13 protein-coding genes and 2 pseudogenes are annotated in these 16,655 nt (G+C 70.2%); 8 read left to right on the top strand and 7 right to left on the bottom strand.

Features of this window, described 5'->3' with window-relative positions:
* Positions 1 to 8: 8 nt before the first annotated feature.
* Positions 9 to 1,238, top strand: a complete 1,230-nt coding sequence (locus N8I87_RS31970) for an ROK family protein (protein WP_263213907.1) — start codon at positions 9 to 11, stop codon at positions 1,236 to 1,238.
* Here N8I87_RS31970 and N8I87_RS31965 read toward each other — a convergent pair.
* Positions 1,228 to 2,856 carry an IS200/IS605 family accessory protein TnpB-related protein gene (locus N8I87_RS31965; RefSeq protein WP_263213906.1) on the bottom strand — a complete coding sequence of 543 codons (1,629 nt, stop codon included), beginning with the start codon at positions 2,854 to 2,856 and terminating at the stop codon, positions 1,228 to 1,230. The two genes, N8I87_RS31970 and N8I87_RS31965, sit on opposite strands and share 11 nt — an antisense overlap.
* A gap of 309 nt (positions 2,857 to 3,165) precedes the next feature.
* Between N8I87_RS31965 and N8I87_RS31960 the strand changes: the two are divergent.
* The 5 genes and pseudogenes from N8I87_RS31960 to N8I87_RS31940 form a co-directional block, all read left to right on the top strand.
* Positions 3,166 to 3,294 (top strand): annotated as a pseudogene (locus N8I87_RS31960) (RICIN domain-containing protein); the annotation flags it as partial.
* Between the two features lie 241 nt (positions 3,295 to 3,535).
* Positions 3,536 to 4,801, top strand: a complete 1,266-nt coding sequence (locus tag N8I87_RS31955; protein ID WP_263213905.1) for an ABC transporter substrate-binding protein — start codon at positions 3,536 to 3,538, stop codon at positions 4,799 to 4,801.
* 26 nt (positions 4,802 to 4,827) lie between these two features.
* Positions 4,828 to 5,793 (top strand): carbohydrate ABC transporter permease, encoded by a 966-nt coding sequence (locus N8I87_RS31950; RefSeq protein WP_263213903.1) that lies wholly within the window; start codon positions 4,828 to 4,830, stop codon positions 5,791 to 5,793.
* A gap of 41 nt (positions 5,794 to 5,834) precedes the next feature.
* Positions 5,835 to 6,650, top strand: coding sequence for a carbohydrate ABC transporter permease (locus N8I87_RS31945; protein WP_263216759.1), 816 nt, complete (start codon positions 5,835 to 5,837; stop codon positions 6,648 to 6,650).
* Positions 6,651 to 6,662: 12 nt separating this feature from the next.
* Positions 6,663 to 9,524 carry a glycoside hydrolase family 2 TIM barrel-domain containing protein gene (locus N8I87_RS31940; protein ID WP_263213901.1) on the top strand — a complete coding sequence of 954 codons (2,862 nt, stop codon included), beginning with the start codon at positions 6,663 to 6,665 and terminating at the stop codon, positions 9,522 to 9,524.
* Here N8I87_RS31940 and N8I87_RS31935 read toward each other — a convergent pair.
* From N8I87_RS31935 to N8I87_RS31925, 3 genes are read right to left on the bottom strand one after another with little or no spacing between them, the layout of a single operon-like run.
* The gene (locus tag N8I87_RS31935; protein ID WP_263213899.1) at positions 9,474 to 10,352 is read right to left on the bottom strand and encodes an isocitrate lyase/PEP mutase family protein; all 879 of its coding nucleotides are present in this window, start codon (positions 10,350 to 10,352) and stop codon (positions 9,474 to 9,476) included. The genes N8I87_RS31940 and N8I87_RS31935 overlap by 51 nt on opposite strands.
* Positions 10,349 to 10,810 carry a hypothetical protein gene (locus tag N8I87_RS31930; protein ID WP_263213898.1) on the bottom strand — a complete coding sequence of 154 codons (462 nt, stop codon included), beginning with the start codon at positions 10,808 to 10,810 and terminating at the stop codon, positions 10,349 to 10,351. Before N8I87_RS31930 ends, N8I87_RS31935 begins: the two co-directional genes overlap by 4 nt.
* 51 nt (positions 10,811 to 10,861) lie before the next feature.
* Positions 10,862 to 11,230, bottom strand: coding sequence for a VOC family protein (locus N8I87_RS31925; RefSeq protein ID WP_263213897.1), 369 nt, complete (start codon positions 11,228 to 11,230; stop codon positions 10,862 to 10,864).
* Positions 11,231 to 11,310: 80 nt separating this feature from the next.
* Between N8I87_RS31925 and N8I87_RS31920 the strand changes: the two genes are divergently transcribed.
* On the top strand, positions 11,311 to 12,693 hold the full coding sequence (locus N8I87_RS31920; protein WP_263213896.1) for a hypothetical protein: 1,383 nt from the start codon (positions 11,311 to 11,313) through the stop codon (positions 12,691 to 12,693).
* On the opposite strand, the gene N8I87_RS31915 is transcribed toward N8I87_RS31920, so the two are convergent.
* Both N8I87_RS31915 and N8I87_RS31910 read right to left on the bottom strand, forming a co-directional pair.
* Positions 12,638 to 14,365 carry a DUF2264 domain-containing protein gene (locus N8I87_RS31915; RefSeq protein ID WP_263213895.1) on the bottom strand — a complete coding sequence of 576 codons (1,728 nt, stop codon included), beginning with the start codon at positions 14,363 to 14,365 and terminating at the stop codon, positions 12,638 to 12,640. The two genes, N8I87_RS31920 and N8I87_RS31915, sit on opposite strands and share 56 nt — an antisense overlap.
* 69 nt (positions 14,366 to 14,434) lie before the next feature.
* Positions 14,435 to 15,487, bottom strand: coding sequence for a rhamnogalacturonan acetylesterase (locus N8I87_RS31910; protein WP_263213893.1), 1,053 nt, complete (start codon positions 15,485 to 15,487; stop codon positions 14,435 to 14,437).
* A 34-nt stretch (positions 15,488 to 15,521) separates the two neighbouring features.
* Here N8I87_RS31910 and N8I87_RS31905 point away from each other — a divergent pair.
* Positions 15,522 to 16,152: pseudogene (locus N8I87_RS31905) on the top strand (polysaccharide lyase family protein); the annotation flags it as partial.
* Here N8I87_RS31905 and N8I87_RS31900 read toward each other — a convergent pair.
* Positions 16,109 to 16,555: an SseB family protein gene (locus N8I87_RS31900; protein WP_263213892.1), complete on the bottom strand. Its 447-nt coding sequence runs from the start codon at positions 16,553 to 16,555 to the stop codon at positions 16,109 to 16,111. The pseudogene N8I87_RS31905 and the gene N8I87_RS31900 sit on opposite strands and share 44 nt — an antisense overlap.
* Between the last annotated feature and the right edge of the window lie 100 nt (positions 16,556 to 16,655).

Here is a 16,655-nt window from a genome sequence, read left to right as displayed (position 1 = left end):
GCAACTCCGTGAAGCGCACATCACGTGACATCCGCACCGCGAACCGCTACGAGGTGCTGCGCCAGATCATCGCCGCGTCGCCCACCTCACGGCAGGAGCTGGCGTCCGCCACCGGACTGAGCCTGGCCACGGTCGCCACGCTCGTCGGTGAGCTGCTCGACCTCCGTATGATCACAGAGGTCGGTTTCGAGGACTCGGCGGGGGGTCGCCCCCGGGGTCTCGTGGCCGTCCACGCGGCGGGAGGCGCGCTGATCGGCGTCGACATCGCGGAGACGTACGTCCATGTCGAGCTGTTCGACCTCGCGCTGAACGTCCTGGCCCGCGCCGACGAGGACATGCGGCCCGGCGAGAGCCGCCCTGAGCAGGTGGTCGGCCATGTCGCGGCGGCCGTCGGCTCGGTGGTCGCGCAGGCCGGGGTGGAGGCGGCGCGGGTGCTCGGCGTCGGGGTGAGCGTGCCGGGCCAGGTGGACCGCGACACGGGTGTCTCCGAGTACGCCCCCAACTGGGACTGGCACGACGTGCCGTTGCTCGATCTGCTCTCCGAACACATCGCCTATCCGCTGTACTTGGACAACCCGCTGCGCGCCTGCGCGGTCGCCGAGCTGTGGTTCGGGGCGGCGCGCGGGCGCGGGGACGCCGTGGTGGTGAACCTCGGTACCGGAGTCGGCGCCGGACTGGCGCTCGGCGGCGGGCTGCACCGCGGCGTCAGCAACAGCGCCGGCGAATGGGGGCACACCACGCTCGTCCTGGACGGGCGGCTGTGCCACTGCGGCAACCACGGCTGTGTGGAGACCTATGTCGGCGCGCCCGGCATCATGCAGAACCTGCGTGAACTGAGCCCGCAGAGCCCGCTGTTGCACCCCGAGGACCAGACGGCCACGATCGACGCGCTGGCGCGCGCGGTCGCCGCGCACGACCCGGTTGCGGTCAAGGTGGTGCGGGACACGGCCCGTTACCTCGGGGCCGGCATCTCCGATCTGATCAATCTCCTCAACCCCGAGGTGGTCGTGCTCAGCAGCTGGGTCGCCGCCCGGCTGGGCGAGCCGCTGCTCGGCGAGGTGCGCGAGGCCGTCGCCCGGCACGCGCTGCGGCGGCCGCTGGCCGCCACCGAGATCGTCCTCTCCCCGATCCCCACCGACCCGGTGTCCCTGGGCGCGGCGACGTTCGCGCTGGAAGGGGCGTTGCAGCACGTCGGGCAGAGGAACGGAAGCAAGCGCACCACCGTTCCTAAGGACTGAGCGGGAGTGAGTCCTGTTGCCAGAACTCATGCTCAGCCGAATGCCCCGAACGGTGTTGGGCATTCTGGTCCACCGCGTTCGCGCCGCGTCCAGTGCCGACGGATCGTGTCCGTGGTCCGGGGATGCGGGGGCGGTTTCCCTCACGCCCCGAGGTGCCTGGTCGGGCCTGGACGGTCCGATGCCCCGCACGATCGCTCTGGTTGTGCGGGGGCGGTGCCGTCCGTCGCCGGATCGGGTGCCCCAGGGCGCGCCTGCCGATCGCCACGGCAGCTGCGTCGTGGCGGGTGGTTTTGCGGTTCTTGCTGGTGAGAGGTTTTTGCCAGTGTTGGGCGCCCCACTTGGAGGTGTAGGCCGGATCGACGGCGATGACGGTGATGCCGAGTTCGGCGGCCATGGACACCAGCCGGGCCCGCAGCCTGGCCACGGGCATGCCGGAGATGAGCTTGCGGAAGCGTTTGCGCCGCCCGTGCTTCTCCCGGGTCTTTTCCGCGGTGAAGTCGAGGTCTTCGACGGCGACTGCGAGATTCCGGCGTTTGGCCCAGTGCAGGAGGCGGATCAGCGCGTGGCGTACCTGCGCGTCGCGGTGGCCGGCGGTGCCGGTCAGGTCGTAGCCGAAGCGCAGTGGCTGGCCGACGGGGTTGCCGTGCTCGTCCAGGCGCCAGGCGGCGAGGTGGTCGGCGTTGGTGTCGACGCCGACCAGGCCGCCCGTGCGGGCTGCCTCCAGCGGCACGGTCTTCACTGGTGGGATGGTCCAGGACGCGGTCAGGTACCAGCGGCCCCGGATGGTGTCCTCGTGGATGCGGTAGGCGACCGCCCGGTTGGCGCTGACGCGGTCGCGCCACTGCTCGGCCCGGTGCGCAAAGCGCACCCGGGCGGTGAGCACGTACCGGCCGTGCCGGGCGTTCGCCAGATGCGCCAGCGGCGCCGGGAGCCTGAGGGAGACCTCTCCGTCCGGGGTGACGCGGATGGTCTCGTTGCCGTGCCGCTTCCCCAACTCGCCGTCGGCCTGCAGGAACCGGCGCTCGGCCCGCCACCGCTGCCGCCATTTTGACTCGGTGAGCTGCGCCGCCCGCAGGTGGTGCCGGGTGCGCAGCAACTGCTTCCCGCCGCGCACCACGTGCACGACACCGGCCTCACGGTCGGCCCGCGCAGCCTTGAGCCGGTCGCCCAGCAGGTGCAGGCGGCGGGTCTTGGCGAACCACTCCTGCCTGCTGCGGTAGCCGCCCGGAACACCCTTGGTGCCCTTCTGCCCGACCGGCAGGGACAGCCGGTGGGCGATCGTCCGCACTCCCGCCTCCAGGCCCTGGATGTGCGCGAGCTGGCCACGCCGGGCCAGCGCCCACTGATCGTGCGACGCCTTGGTGATGCTGCCCGCCCAACGCGACGAGGACTCATCGCTCACGGCCCGCTTACGCTCCGCCCATGCATCACTGTCGTGCTCCAGGCCGGCCGCGCACCGCGCCTTCAGATCACGGGACGCCAGCGTGCCCAGATGCTCGCCGACCAGGCGCAACACCTGCTCGTCCGCGGCAGTGAGGGCCCTGAGCCGGTCGCGGATCGCGACACCCGAGGGGACCGGCACGACAAACGACGCCGCCAGCTCCCTCAGCCCGCCCACCCCCTCACCCCCGCCCGCAGATCGAAGTCCCTCCCCTCGCATCCAACGACCGCCGCTGGCAAAGGTCACCCATTCGGCGGGCGAACATCCGCTCCCTTTGGGGTTCGCGGGTGCCGTGATCAAGACACCCGCTCATACACGCCAGAACACACTCATGCCCAGTTAACGGGCAACAGCTCCCAACCCCCGCACCACGACTCCCCACTCCACGACTTCCCGCACCAGAAGACCGGTCCTCCTGACCGCCGCGGCCGCCCTTGCCGTCGCCGGCCCCCTGATGTCCGCCCCGCCCTCCTCGGCGGCCACCCCCACGGCCAGATCGTCAACGAGGCGACCGGCAAGTGCCTGGACGTCGGCGGACAGGCGACCACCGACGGCAGCGCCGTGGTTCTCTACAGCTGCAACGGCGGCACCAACGAGGCCTGGACCAGGCAGTAACACCCCTGGACCGAGGGCCGCCGGCCACCTCCCTGACCCAGCGGCCTCAACTCCCTTGCCACTCCAGTGTGTTCGGGATTCCGAACCGGATACAACTCTTCGAACAGACTTCGTCCAACCCCTTGCTGAAGCCTTAGCCGAAGGTTAACGTCCCGCACCGCACAGCACATCCGAGCCATCTGGCCGAAGCCGTAGAGCCGCAGCCACAGCCACCGCCGCGCTTCGAGACAAGGACGTCAGCATGTCGGCAATGAGCAACAGCAACTGGTCCCGCAGATCACTGTTCCGCGCCGCCGCGGGCATGGCCGCCGCCGGCACGCTGGCCGCGTGCGGCAGCAACAACGGCCGTGGGGGCGGCTCCGGTTCGGGCAAGAATCTCGTGCAGTACTTCCACGCGTACGGCGAGGCGGGGACCGAGCAGGCGATCAAGCGGTACGCGAAGGCGTACAAGGACGCCAGTGTCACCACGCAGTGGATCACCGGCTCCAACTTCGAGAGCAAGCTCTTCGCCTCGCTGCTCACCGACCAGGCGCCGGACCTGTTCGAGTTCCACCCGCAGCTCCAGCTCGTCAAGAGCGGTCAGGTGGCCGATCTGACCGACCTCATCGAGCCGGTCAAGTCCGACTTCAACCAGGCCGACATCACGTCGCACACGGTGGACGGCAAGATCTACGGCGTCCGCATGATCGACGACCCGCAATTCTTCTTCTACCGCAAGTCGCTCCTGGACAAGGCGGGCATCCAGGCGCCCACCACCCTCGACGAGCTGATCGAGGCCGCCGCCAAGCTCACCACGAGCAAGGTGAAGGGCCTGTTCCTCGGCAACGACCTGCACGCGGTCATCAACCCGCTGATCTGGTCGGCCGGCGCCGACACCCTCGACGCGAAGAACGAGATCGCCTACCACACCGACGGCGTGGTCGAGGGGCTGAAGAAGATGCGCAAGCTCTTCACCAGCGGTCACCTGCTGCTCGACGCCCCCGCCGACTACTGGGACCCCTCCGCGCTCAACCAGGGCCTGTGCGCCATCCAGTTCTGCGGCATGTGGGCCATGCCGCAGTTCCAGCAGACCCTCGGCGACGATCTCGGCATCATGCCGTTCCCGAAGGTCACCGACGCGGGCAAGCCGTCCGTCTACAACGGCGGCTGGTCGATGTTCGTCAACGCCAAGGGCAAGAACGTCGACGCGGCCAAGGAGTACGTGAAGTGGCTGTGGATCGACCAGAAGAAGTACCAGGAGGACTGGGCGACCTCGTACGGCTTCCACATCCCGCCGCGCACCTCCATCGCGCAGTCGGCCACCAAGCTGAAGTCGGGCCTGCCGGCGGAGGGCGTGAAGCTCTTCGACGAGTACGGGCACTTCGACAACATCGGCTGGACCCAGGCCATGATCACCGCCACGGAGAACGTCTTCGCCGACTGCGTCCGCAAGGGCGGTGACCCCGAGGCCGCGCTCGACACGTGCGACAGGACGGTCGGTGCCGAGCTCAAGAAGCTCTTCGGATAGACCGCCCGACGGACACGGACCACGACATGTCGACGACCACCACACGTGGCCTCGCGAGCCCCGCCCCGGCCAAGGTCACCAAGACCCGGCCGCGGCGGGGGCCGCGGGGCACCCGCACCTTCAACTTCTGGCTCTTCACCAGCCCGTTCCTCATCGGGCTGATCGTCTTCGTCTACATCCCCATCGGCTGGAGCGTCTACCTCAGCTTCTTCGAGGCCCGCTTCACCGTGACACCCAGCGACTTCGTCGGCCTGGACAACTACCGGCAGATGCTGACGGACAGCAACTTCACCGGCTCGCTGGGCACCTTCACCGCCTTCGCCGCGTTCATCGTGCCCACCACCTGGGCGGTCTCGCTCGGCCTGGCGCTGCTGGTGAACCGGCTGCGCTTCATGCGGGCGTTCTACCGGTCGGTGTTCTTCCTGCCGACGGCCTGCAGCTATGTCGCCGCCTCGCTGATCTGGAAGATGTCCATCTTCAACGGCGTACGCTTCGGCCTGGCCAACACCGTCATCGGCTGGTTCGGCGTGGACAACGTCGCCTGGCTCGCCAACCCCGACCCGCCCTGGTACTGGCTGGTCATCCTCACCGCCCGGCTGTGGCTGCAGTCCGGCTTCTACATGATCCTGTTCCTGGCCGCGCTGCAGAACATCCCGCGGGAGCTGTACGAGGCCGCCGCGATCGACGGCGCGAAGCCCGGCTGGCAGACCTTCCGCCACATCACGCTGCCGCAGCTGCGCGCCACCTCGACGGCCGTGATCCTGCTGCTGCTCGTGGCCGCCTACCAGGCCTTCGACGAGTTCTTCAATCTGCTGTCCAAGACCACGTGGGGCCGTCCGCCGCTCGTCGAGCTCTACTACACGGCACTCGGCCAGAACCAGAACTACGGTGCGGGCAGTGCCGGAGCGGTGATCCTGACCCTGCTGATCTGCGTCGTGACCCTGTTCCAGGGCAGGATCATGGGCTTCGGAAGGGGTGACCAGTCCCAGTGACCACTGTCCCGGAGCGCCGCGTCCGGCGCGGTGGCGGGGTGATGAGCTCCACCGGCCTGTACGTCGCCATCAGCGTCGCCGCGTGCTTCTTCCTCGTCCCGTTCTATCTGCTGATCCGCAACGCCCTCTCGACCGATCCGGAGATCACCGGCGAGAACTGGAAGTTCTTCCCCACCCACATCCAGTGGGGCAACATCACCGAGCCGTTCGCCGATACCACGGTCGACTTCGGACAGTCGATGGTGAACTCACTGGTCGTCGGCGTACTCCACACGGTCGGCACGCTCTTCGTGTGCTCGCTCGCCGGCTACGGCCTGGCCCGCATCCCCTACCGGCACGCCAACAAGATCTTCTACGCGGTGCTGGTGACCCTCATGGTCCCGGCCGCCGTCACCTTCGTGCCCAGCTTCGTGCTGGTCTCGTCCCTCGGCTGGGTGGACAGCTACCGCGGTCTCATCATTCCGGGCCTGTTCAGCGGTTTCACCTGCTTCCTCTTCCGGCAGTACTTCCTGGGGTTCCCGAAGGAGCTGGAGGAGGCGGCGCGCGTGGACGGGCTCGGATACTGGGGCGCGTACTGGCGTGTCGTCGTCCCCAACTCGCTGAACTTCTTCGCGGCGATCGCCACGATCACCTTCATCAACGGCTGGAACTCCTTCCTGTGGCCGCTGGTCATCGGCCAGGACCCCAGCGCCTGGACGGTCCAGGTCGCGCTCTCCTCGTACACGACCAACCAGACCGTCAACTACCACCTGATCTTCATGGCCACCGCCATTTCCATCCTGCCCCTGCTGTTCGTCTTCCTCTTCCTCCAGCGGTGGCTGGTCCAGGGGATCGCACAGACCGGCATCAAGGGCTGAGCAAGGAGACCGATGTCTTTTCGCACCACGACGACGGCCATCGATTACGTTGAGGACGTGGCACCCGGCTCGGGGGCACTGCCGCCCCGGGCCTGGTACGCCTCCTCGGACGCCACATCTCTTTCCCTGAACGGCAGTTGGCGTCTCCGCGTGTCGGCCACCGCCGACGCCGAGGACGATTCGTTCGCCGAGCCGGGCTTCGACGCCGGCGACTGGGCGGAGGTCTCCGTCCCCGGCCACTGGGTCCTGCAGGGCCATGGCTCACCCATCTACACCAACCATCTCTACCCCTTTCCGGTCGACCCGCCCCACGTACCGGCCGAGAACCCCACCGGCGACCATCTGCACGTGTTCGACCTGCCCTCCGACTGGCCGTCGGACGGGGGCGCGGTGCTGCGCTTCGACGGCGTGGAGTCCTGCGCCCGCGTCTGGCTGAACGGCACGGACATCGGCGAGTTCAAGGGCTCCCGGCTGCCGCACGAGTTCGCGATCGGCCGGCTGCTGAGGCCCGCCGGCAATGTGCTGGCCGTCCGGGTGCACCAGTGGTCGGCGGGCTCGTACCTCGAGGACCAGGACCAGTGGTGGATGCCCGGCATCTTCCGTGATGTGACCCTGCTGCACCGGCCGGCGGGCGCCGTCCTCGACTTCTTCGTGCACGCCTCCTACGACCATGTCACCGGCGAGGGCACCCTGCGCGTCGACTCGGACGTGGACGGCCGGGTCACCGTGCCGGACCTGGGTATCGACGTCGCGACCGGCGAGCCGGTGACGGTCCCGGTGCGGCCGTGGACCGCGGAGACACCGCACCTGTACGACGGTGTGCTGGCCACCGAGGGCGAGCGGGTGCCGCTCAGGATCGGCTTCCGGACGGTCGTGCTCGACGACGGCCTGATCAAGGTCAACGGCAGGCCGGTCCTCTTCAAGGGCGTCAACCGGCACGAGTGGCACCCGGAGAAGGGCCGCTCCCTCGACCTGGCGACCATGCGCGAGGACGTGCTGCTCATGAAGCGGCACAACATCAACGCCGTGCGCACCTCCCACTACCCGCCCCACCCCGCCTTCCTGTCCCTGTGCGACGAGTACGGCCTGTGGGTGATCGACGAGTGCGATCTGGAGACCCACGGCTTCACCGAGCAGCGCTGGCGGGACAACCCCGTCGACGACGAGCGCTGGACCCCGGCCCTGCTCGACCGTGCGGCCCGCATGGTCGAACGCGACAAGAACCACCCGTCGGTCGTCATCTGGTCCCTCGGCAACGAGGCCGGCACCGGCCGCGGACTCACCGCGATGGCCGAGTGGATCCGCGGCCGGGACTCCTCGCGGCTGGTGCACTACGAGGGCGACGTCAACTGCCGTGACACGGACGTCTATTCACGGATGTACGCCGACCACGCGGAGGTCGAGCGGATCGGCCGGGGCCTGGACGGCGGGCCCCGTAAGCGCCGTGAACTCCCCTTCATCCTCTGCGAGTACGGCCACGCCATGGGCAACGGCCCCGGTGGCATCGCCGACTACCAGCGGATCTTCGAGTCCTACGACCGGCTTCAGGGCGGCTTCATCTGGGAGTGGATCGACCACGGCATCAAGGACGAGCGGTACGGGTTCGCGTACGGCGGCGACTTCGGCGAGGAGCTGCACGACGGCAACTTCGTCTGCGACGGGCTGCTGTTCCCGGACCGCCGGCCCTCCCCCGGCCTGATCGAGTACAAGAAGGTGATCGAGCCGGTCCGCATCGACGGCGACGGCGTCGACGGCACCGTCCGCGTCACCAACCGGCAGGACTTCGCCGATCTGTCCGCGCTCGCCTTCGTGTGGTCGTACCAGGTGGACGGTGAGACGGTCGCGTCGGGCGGCCTCCAGGTGCCCACCCTGGCACCCGGTGAGTCGGCCGACGTGAAACTGCCTCGGGCGCCCTCGGCCGCGCACGGTGAGACGCAGTGGACGGTACGGGCGCTGACGGCCGCCGACACCCCGTGGGCACCGAAGGACCATGTGGTGGCATGGGGCCAGTTCCCGGTGTCGGCGCGGCAGACCCCGTCCGTCGCCGCGACCGACGGGCCGGCGCTCGGCGAGGGGCTGATCACGCTCGGCCCCGCCTCCTTCGACGCCCGGACGGGCGCGCTCAGAACCGTCGGCGGGGTTCCGGTCACCGACCTGCGGCTGGACGTGTGGCGGGCGACCACCGACAACGACGACGGTGCCGCCTGGCAGACCGACACCCGCTACGGCCTGCTCTGGCGGAAGCTGGGCCTGCACCGGATGCGGCACCGTCCCGACGCCGTGGAACTGGGTGACGACGCCCTGACCGTACGCACCCGGGTGGCGCCCGCCGCCCGGGAGGTGGGCCTGTCGACGGTGTACCGCTGGACGTCGGACGGCAACCGGCTGAAGCTCACCGTGTCCGTGTCCCCCGAGGGCGACTGGACCGTACCGCTGCCGCGGCTCGGCATCCGGTTCGGGCTGTCGGCCGCCGACCGTGTGGAGTGGTTCGGCGGCGGTCCGGGTGAGTCCTATCCGGACACGGGAGCGGCGTCGGCGATCGGCCGCTGGCAGTCGACGGTGGACGACCTGCAGACGCCCTACGTCCGTCCGCAGGAGAACGGCGCACGCGCCGACGTCCGCTGGGCGGAGATCGGCGGTCTGCGCATCGAGGGCGACCCGGAGTTCTGGTTCACCGCCCGCCGCTGGACCACCGAGCAACTGGACGCCGCCGCCCACCGCACCGACCTCACCGCGGGCGACACGGTCTGGGTCAACCTCGACCACGGCCAGCACGGCATCGGCTCCCAGTCCTGCGGCCCGGGCCCCCTGCCCCAGTACTACCTACGGGTCGAGCCCACCGAGTTCTCCTTCGTCTTCTCGGAGGTCGACTGACCGACACGGTTCCGAGGACCCCCGGGGCAGACCGACCCGGGGGGTCTGGGGGCGTCCCCCAGAAACCTCTGCACCCGGCCGACCGCGTTCGAGCGCCCGTACATCGTGGTACGAGGGTGTCGTACCGCCGACGACCCGCCCGGCCGCAATATCCGCCACGGCGTCCAACGCGGCACCCAGCGCCCGCCGGTACAGCAGCGAGCCGAGACTGATCCGCCGTACGCCGAGGTCCGTGAGGTGGGGGACGGTGGGACCGGCGGGCGAGTAGAGGATGTTGAGGGGGACGTGGAGCTGCCGCACCAGGGCGCCGATCCGCTCGGGGTCGGTCAGCCCGGGGACGAACACACCGTCGGCACCGGCCTGTTGGTAGACATCGAGGCGCCGGAGGGTCCCCTCGCCCTCGCCCAGCCAGTACGTGTCGGTACGCGCGTTGACGAAGAGCCCGGGCGCGGCCGACTTGACCGCGGCGATCTTCGCGGCGTGCAGGTCCACGTCCCCGAGCCCGTCTTCGAGATTGACACCGACCGCTCCGACGGCCCACAACTCCCGTGCGAGCTCCCCCACTTCATCGGGCTCTTCGCTGAACCCACCCTCCGCGTCCACGGAGAGGAGGAAGGGTTCCGTACCGAGGGTGAGGGCGAGCCGGAGGGTGTGCTCCCGGGTCGCGGCCGCGCCGTCGGGCAGGCCGGCGGCCGCGGCGACGCCGAGGCTCGTGGTGCCGATGGCGGCGTAGCCGCGCGCGGCGAGGGCGGCCGCGGAGGCGTGGTCCCAGGCGTTGGGCAGGAACAGGGGCTCTCCCGCGCGGTGGAGATCGGCGAACGAGGTCATGCGAGCCTCCCGACGGCGTCGGCGTAGTACCGGGATCCCCCGAGGTGGTGGGCGAGTTCACGGAAGCTCCAGCCCGCACCGGGCGAGTCGTCGAGCTGCTCGTCGGTCAACACGTCCAGGCGGTCCGCCCAGATACGCGCGAGCCGGACGAGCCGGCTGCGGGCCTCGTCGAGGTCCTCGGAGGTGAAGGGGGCGAGGTCCGCCGCCGTCGTGATCGCGGAGGCGTGCCAGTGGTCCGCCTGGGGTGCCTGCCCCACCAGCCGGGCCTCCAGCTCGGCGAGGTGGTCGACCAGATGGTCCGCGGTACGACGGATCGCCTTGTGCGGGGTGTAGACGCGGTCGTCGATGCGTGCGGGCGTACCGTCCCAGACGGTCCAGGTGGCAGCCAGGTCCAGCACATGGTCGACCATGGCGGTGATGACCTCGGCGGGTGTCTCCGATGCGATGTCGGCACTCATACGAAGACGCTAGGCCCAGGTCACTTCGGCACCCGCCGAACTGTCCCGGACCTACCGCCCCCGCTCCACCACCCCACGCTCCACACAGAACTCGTTGCCCTCCGGGTCGGCCAGTACTGCCCAGCCCGTGCCGTCCTCCCGTCGGCGGTCGTCGATCAGTGTGGCGCCGAGGGCGAGGAGGCGGTTGATCTCCTCGTCGCGGGTGTGGTCCTGGGGCTGGAGGTCCACGTGGACGCGGTTCTTGACGGTCTTGGGGTCCGGCACGGTGACGAAGAGCAAGCCCGCGGCCTCGATCAGGGCCTCCGGGTCGCCGGGGTGGTCGTCCTCGTGCACGGGTTCGCCGAGGACCTGGGACCAGAAGGATGCGAGGGCATAGGCGTCGGCGCAGTCGATCGTCACGTGCCGGATCTTGGAAGTCATGCGTCGGATTCTGGTGCGTACAGAAGGAAAAGGGGAACGAATTCGGCAACCTTTTCGGGGGCCCGCGGCGACCGGAAGGCATGACTTCTGCACAATGCACGACACGTCACCGCCGCGTCCGGGTGGCGCGCAAGCCCGCCATCGGCGGCCTCGCGGCCGTCGGCCTGCTCGCCGGGGCCTGGTACGCCACCGCCGGGGCCGCGACCACCGCCCCGCTCGCGGTCACCAGTACTTCGGTCTCGCTGGCCGCCAAGTATCCGTATCTGTCGGCGGGTTACAACAACGTCCGTGAGTGGAACCGTACGGCCACCGCGGTGGCCCCCAACGGCACCCTGCGTGTGGCCTGGCCCGCCTCGGACGGCGTCCATGTCACCCCGCTGACCCCGGCCGGGAAGCGCTCGGGCGCGGACACGGTCGTCAAGGGTGCCAAGGAGGTCGGTGGTCTGGTCGCGCACGACAACGGCTTCGCGCTGCTCACCCGCGTCTCGGACAGCAACAAGTGGAAGGAGACGGCGGCCGCGATCGTCCGCTACACCAACGGCGCGAAGACCTGGAGCACCAAGCTCACCGGCACCGCCTCCCACGACACCGCCCCGACGCTGGACGGCCGGCTCACCTGGAACGGCACCAAGTACGGCGCCTACCTCGTCGTGCACGGCGCGGGCGGCTTCGCCGACGGGCACTACGGTGACAAGCTGTCGTACGTGAGCTCCGAGGGAGCCAAGCTCGGCGGCGGTTGGAGCTGGGGGTGCAGCCACAACGAGGGCATCGCCCTGCACGCCGAGAAGTCCGGCGCCTTCACATCCGTCTGCTTCGACGACTGGCGTTCGGGCCTGTTCGTCTCCACCGGGATCGGCGCCCCGGACGTGGCCCCGGTCGTACAGCGGGAGCAGTGCTGGGCGGGGTACTGCGGTGGTACCTTCCCCAGCCGCACCGGCGACCTGGTGAAGTCCGCCACCGGCAGATACGCGACCGCGTTCGCCTCCCGCGGTGCCGCCTCCGCGAAGAAGAACCCGGCCGACTCCAGCGGCCGCGGCTGGACGGTCACGCCGAGGACGAGCACCCACCAGGTGGCGATCGCCTTCCTCAAGAACCGCAACTCCGGCCCCGGCAAGGCGGTCTACCTGTCGAACACCAAGGGCACCGAGCACGTCGACGTGCATCTCGCCCCGTACGGCAAGGACAAGCTCCTGTTGTCCTGGGAGTCCCTGAAGAACGCCAAGTGCGCCGCGGGCACCTGCACCGGCACCTTCACCGGCACCCATCTGCGGCTCGTCGACTGGAACGGCAGGTTCGTCGGCGCGGACAAGGTGGTGAGCGCCCGTATCACCGGTGACCTCGCCGTGTCCAAGGACGGCTCCCTGACCTGGGCCTACGCACCCGTCACCCCGTCGTACGCCACCAAGCTCAGCGGGGCGTCACCGACCACGAAGACCCTGAGGATCGCCCGTCTGACGCCCTGAACCGGAACTGACGCACCGGGCCTTTGGCCCAGCTCACGCTCAGGTCGTACGGCCCCCGCACCTCGACGGAGACCAGCTCCCCGAGGGGCAGGGGGTCCGGCTCGCCGGTGAGGCGGGCCAGGGCCACGAACAAGGTTGAGCCGTCGCCCGTCGTACCGGAGAGGGCGACGTCGCCGGACAGGCCGTGGACCGGCACCAGTTCGGCGTGCTCGTCCTCCCACGGCACCCAGCCGGTGACACACACAGCGGTCCCTGGTGCCGCGCCGGTCACCAGATGGGCGCGCACCTCCACGGCACCCTCGGCCAGCACGAGGCTGGTGACCTCGATCCCGCCGCCGGCGCCCTCCGTGGTGTACCGGGAGGCCGCCCAGCCCTCCCCCACGCCCAGCGGGACGATGCCGGTGCGGGCCGCGTCCCCGCCCACCCACACAACGTTGTCGGGCGGCGAACCGAGCGGCCGTGTGACCGTCGAGTAGGCGAACCGCGTGTAGTAGGGGTCGTAGCGGATGTCCTCGCTGCCGTGATTGTGCAGTCGCACGACACCGTCCGAACTCGTGGACTGCAGCAGCCAGTTGGGTCCCGCGATCGGCGTCACCGCGTCGGCCCGCTCGGCCGGTCCCGGTTCCTCGGGCGCCGTCCACACCGCGTGGTCGGCGGGCAGGAGCAGCCCGAGGAAGCCCTTGCTCGCCCAGTAGGGGGAGGCCGGTCCCGAATAGCCCTGCAGGAGCGCCACGTCGGGGCCGTGCCAGCCGAGGGTGAGCAGACCGTGCTCGTCGACGGCCTCGCGGTCCAGAAAGTACTTCAGGGCGCCGGAGGCCAGCCGACGGGTCTCTCCCGGTGCCAGGGGCGTACGTCCCGTGAGTGCGCCCAGCCACAGCGGGGCCGTCGTCGCGAACCGGTAGGTGAGGGAGCGGCCCTGGAGCATCGGGGCGCCGTCGCCGCCGAACAGCCGGGCGTAGTCGGCGAGATGACGTTCGAGCCGGCCGCCGTACAGGTCGAGGAGCCCGGCGTCGTCGGCCAGCCACGCGTGCAGCACCGGATACAGGTGCATGGCCCAGCCGTTGTAGTAGTCGAAGGCGCGGCCGGGGCCGTCGCTGTACCAGCCGTCGCCGACGTACCACTGCTCGATGCGTTCCAGGCCCCGCTCGACGGCCTTGCGGGAGGCGTCGGCCTCGTACCCGATCTCCTCGAGGAATCCGCCGACCGTGACCGGGAACAACTCCCAGTTGCAGGGCCAGGGTTCGGCGGTCAGCGCGTCGGCCAGCCAGGCCGCCGCCCGCTCGCGCACCGGCTCGTCCAGCCGGTCCCACAGCAGGGGCCGCGTCAGCCGCAGGGCGAGGGCGATCGAGGCCGCCTCGACCAGGGGCTGGCCGCGGTCCTCGATGCGCGGCCAGATGCCCGAGGCCCCGGCGGCGAGTCCGTCCGCGTAGCGTCCCAGGGCGTTCTCGTCGCGGTGGAAGGCGGCCAGCAGCAGCGTACGGGCGTATCCCTCCAGGCCGTCGGAGAGGCGGCCCGACCAGCTCTCGTGGTCACCGGGGAGGTGGTAGAGGGCGCGGTCCTCGGTGGCGTACGGCTCCACCGCGGCGAGCAGGGCGTCGGCGGCGGCCTCCCAGTGGGCGCGGGTGTATCCGGTGCGCGGGCTCAGGGTGCGGTCGGGCTGGGGCAGGTGCATCGGGGGTGTGCTTCCTTCCCGCGGGGCCGGCCTGGGGCGCCCCGGTTCCGGTCGGGACGCCCCAGGGTTTCATCCCACCCTCACCTTGCCCTTCGGCACCAGATGCAGGGCGAGAAGTTCGTCACGGACCAGGCTCGCGTAGACCGTGGCGCGGCGCACGGAGGTGAGCGTGTTGTCCCGCTTCTCGTCGTAGAGGTACAGCGTCTTGGAGCCCTCCACGCCCAGGGACTCCACCAGCGCCTTCGTCTTCGCGGTGAGGTCGATCAGCGGGACGTCGCGGGCGGCGGCCACGGAGCGGATGACGGCCGGGTGGTCGACCCCGAGGCTGTTGACCAGGAGGGCGGTGTTGTGGTTCAAGGTGCCGTCCGCGTTGAACCAGCGGCGCACGATGGGCGTGACGAGGACCGGCTCCCCGCCCTTCACCCGTACGCCCGCCACCAGTGTCTCCAGATTCGCTCGGTACGTCGTCTCGTCCGTCGTCCTGTCATTGTGGGCCAACTGGATCAGGACCAGGTCACCGGGGCGGATCAGCGGCTGGACGGTCGCCCACAGCCGGGCTTTCTGGAGGTAGGTGACCGTACTTTCCCCGGACTCCGCGTAGTTGGCGACGGTGACGCCCCTGCGGAGGTACTGCGGGAGCTGCCGCCCCCAGCCGGAGTAGGGGTCGCCGGGCTGGTCGCAGACGGTGGAGTCGCCGATGAGGATGATCCGGCGGGAGTGGGGAGACGGGGTCACGCGGATGTCGGCCGGCGCCGGTGCCGTACCGCCGATGGCCAGGTCCAGGCCGGGAGTTCCGTCGGCGCCGGTCGGTTCGCCCTCGGGGGTGCGGACGTCGACGGTGAAACTGCGCGTGACGTGCCGGCCCGCCTCCGCGGCCGTCTCGGGGAGGAGGGAGCGCCGGGTCTCGCCGCTGATGCTCGTGCTGGAGGCGGCCTCGCCGCCGAGGCGGACCCGTACGTCGTAGGTGCCGGGTGGGACGTCGAAGTGGCAGGCGGTGGCGGTGCAGTCGGCGATGCCGAGCGGCGGCCGCCGGTCATGGGCCCGGGCAGGCGCGGCCGCCAGGGTGGCGCCCAGGACGACCGCCGCCGGCACGGCGATGCGCATGGCGCTGAATCGTCTCACTCGTGGCTCCTCCGTCACGGGGACAGGACCTGGCGTGGGCGAACCGGCCGTCCACAGCACATCGGTGGCGGTGTCCGCTGGCACGACCACCACGCTCAACACGATCACCGTCCCGTCGACGAACGAACCCCAGCAACGCGACCGCGATCTGGCGGATCGGCGACTGGAACGGAACGCCGAGCGGCTTCAAGAACGCGGACCTGATGACGTACGCGCATCCGTCCGACGTCCGGGCCGCGTCCTGGACCGGCAACGTGGTGATCGGCAGCGGCACGGAGACCTCCGCGTTCCCCTGCTGCCTCTGGAAGTACGTCAACAGCGGCCTGCTGGTGTACTTCAGGCTGACCGCCGCCCAGGCCGCCGCCGCGCACACCCTGCGGATCGGGGTGACGACCGCGTACGCCAACGGCCGGCCCCAGGTCGTCGTCAACGACACCTGGACCTCGTCGATCCCCTCCCCGCCCACCCAGCCGAGCACACGGTCACTGACCGTGGGCTCGTACCGGGGCAACAACCACACCTTCACCTACAGCATCCCGGCGAGCGCCTGGCGCACGGACACCGGCCAGTACAACGTGCTGAAGATCAACGTGGTGAGCGGTTCGGGGACGACGGGCTTCCTCAGCGCGGGGACGTCGGTCGACGCACTGGATCTCCTGGCCTGACGGGCCGGCCGGCGAGCAGCCGGCGCGCCTCGGCTGCGGACAGGGTCAGCGAGTTCTCACCGCCCGCGTCGATGACCAGCATCACCTCGTCCGCCGGCCAATGAGCGGCCAGCTGGCACAGGGTGACACGTCGGTGGCAGGGCACCTGGGGGAAGGCCCTGAGCAGCGCCTCCTCCGAGGTGAAGACCATGACAGCGGGGGCGCGGCGGACGCTTTCGACCACCGGCAGCACCAGCCGCTCGAACTCGGCGCGACCGCGTGCGTAACGGAAACCGCCGATCGCGGGGATCAGCACATCGCAGCCCGCCAGCGCTTCCCACGCACGGAGGCCGGGCGCTCCGGCCAGATCCCGCAGGGCCTCGCGCGCCACTGCCTCGAAGACTTCCGCGGGGATCTCGTTCATAGCGCCACCTCTGTCACAGGCCCCGTGTCCCGCCGCCACGGCGCGCCTACCCGCGATCGGACCGATCATGCGGCTGCCTCCGTGGGTCCGGTGTGGGTCC

The organism is Streptomyces sp. HUAS 15-9, from assembly GCF_025642155.1.
Taxonomy (GTDB): domain Bacteria; phylum Actinomycetota; class Actinomycetes; order Streptomycetales; family Streptomycetaceae; genus Streptomyces.
Note: the sequence above shows the minus strand (reverse complement) of the source record. Positions and strands in the feature narration are given on the sequence as shown.

Bases quoted from the DNA above. Each gene is read 5' to 3' on its own strand.
- N8I87_RS31950 (WP_263213903.1), top strand. From the start codon at position 4,828: ATGTCGACGACCACCACACGTGGCCTCGCGAGCCCCGCCCCGGCCAAG.
- N8I87_RS31915 (WP_263213895.1), bottom strand. From the start codon at position 14,365: ATGCACCTGCCCCAGCCCGACCGCACCCTGAGCCCGCGCACCGGATAC.
- N8I87_RS31940 (WP_263213901.1), top strand. From the start codon at position 6,663: ATGTCTTTTCGCACCACGACGACGGCCATCGATTACGTTGAGGACGTG.
- N8I87_RS31935 (WP_263213899.1), bottom strand. From the start codon at position 10,352: ATGACCTCGTTCGCCGATCTCCACCGCGCGGGAGAGCCCCTGTTCCTG.
- N8I87_RS31925 (WP_263213897.1), bottom strand. From the start codon at position 11,230: ATGACTTCCAAGATCCGGCACGTGACGATCGACTGCGCCGACGCCTAT.
- N8I87_RS31955 (WP_263213905.1), top strand. From the start codon at position 3,536: ATGTCGGCAATGAGCAACAGCAACTGGTCCCGCAGATCACTGTTCCGC.
- N8I87_RS31920 (WP_263213896.1), top strand. From the start codon at position 11,311: ATGACTTCTGCACAATGCACGACACGTCACCGCCGCGTCCGGGTGGCG.
- N8I87_RS31900 (WP_263213892.1), bottom strand. From the start codon at position 16,555: ATGAACGAGATCCCCGCGGAAGTCTTCGAGGCAGTGGCGCGCGAGGCC.
- N8I87_RS31945 (WP_263216759.1), top strand. From the start codon at position 5,835: ATGAGCTCCACCGGCCTGTACGTCGCCATCAGCGTCGCCGCGTGCTTC.
- N8I87_RS31930 (WP_263213898.1), bottom strand. From the start codon at position 10,810: ATGAGTGCCGACATCGCATCGGAGACACCCGCCGAGGTCATCACCGCC.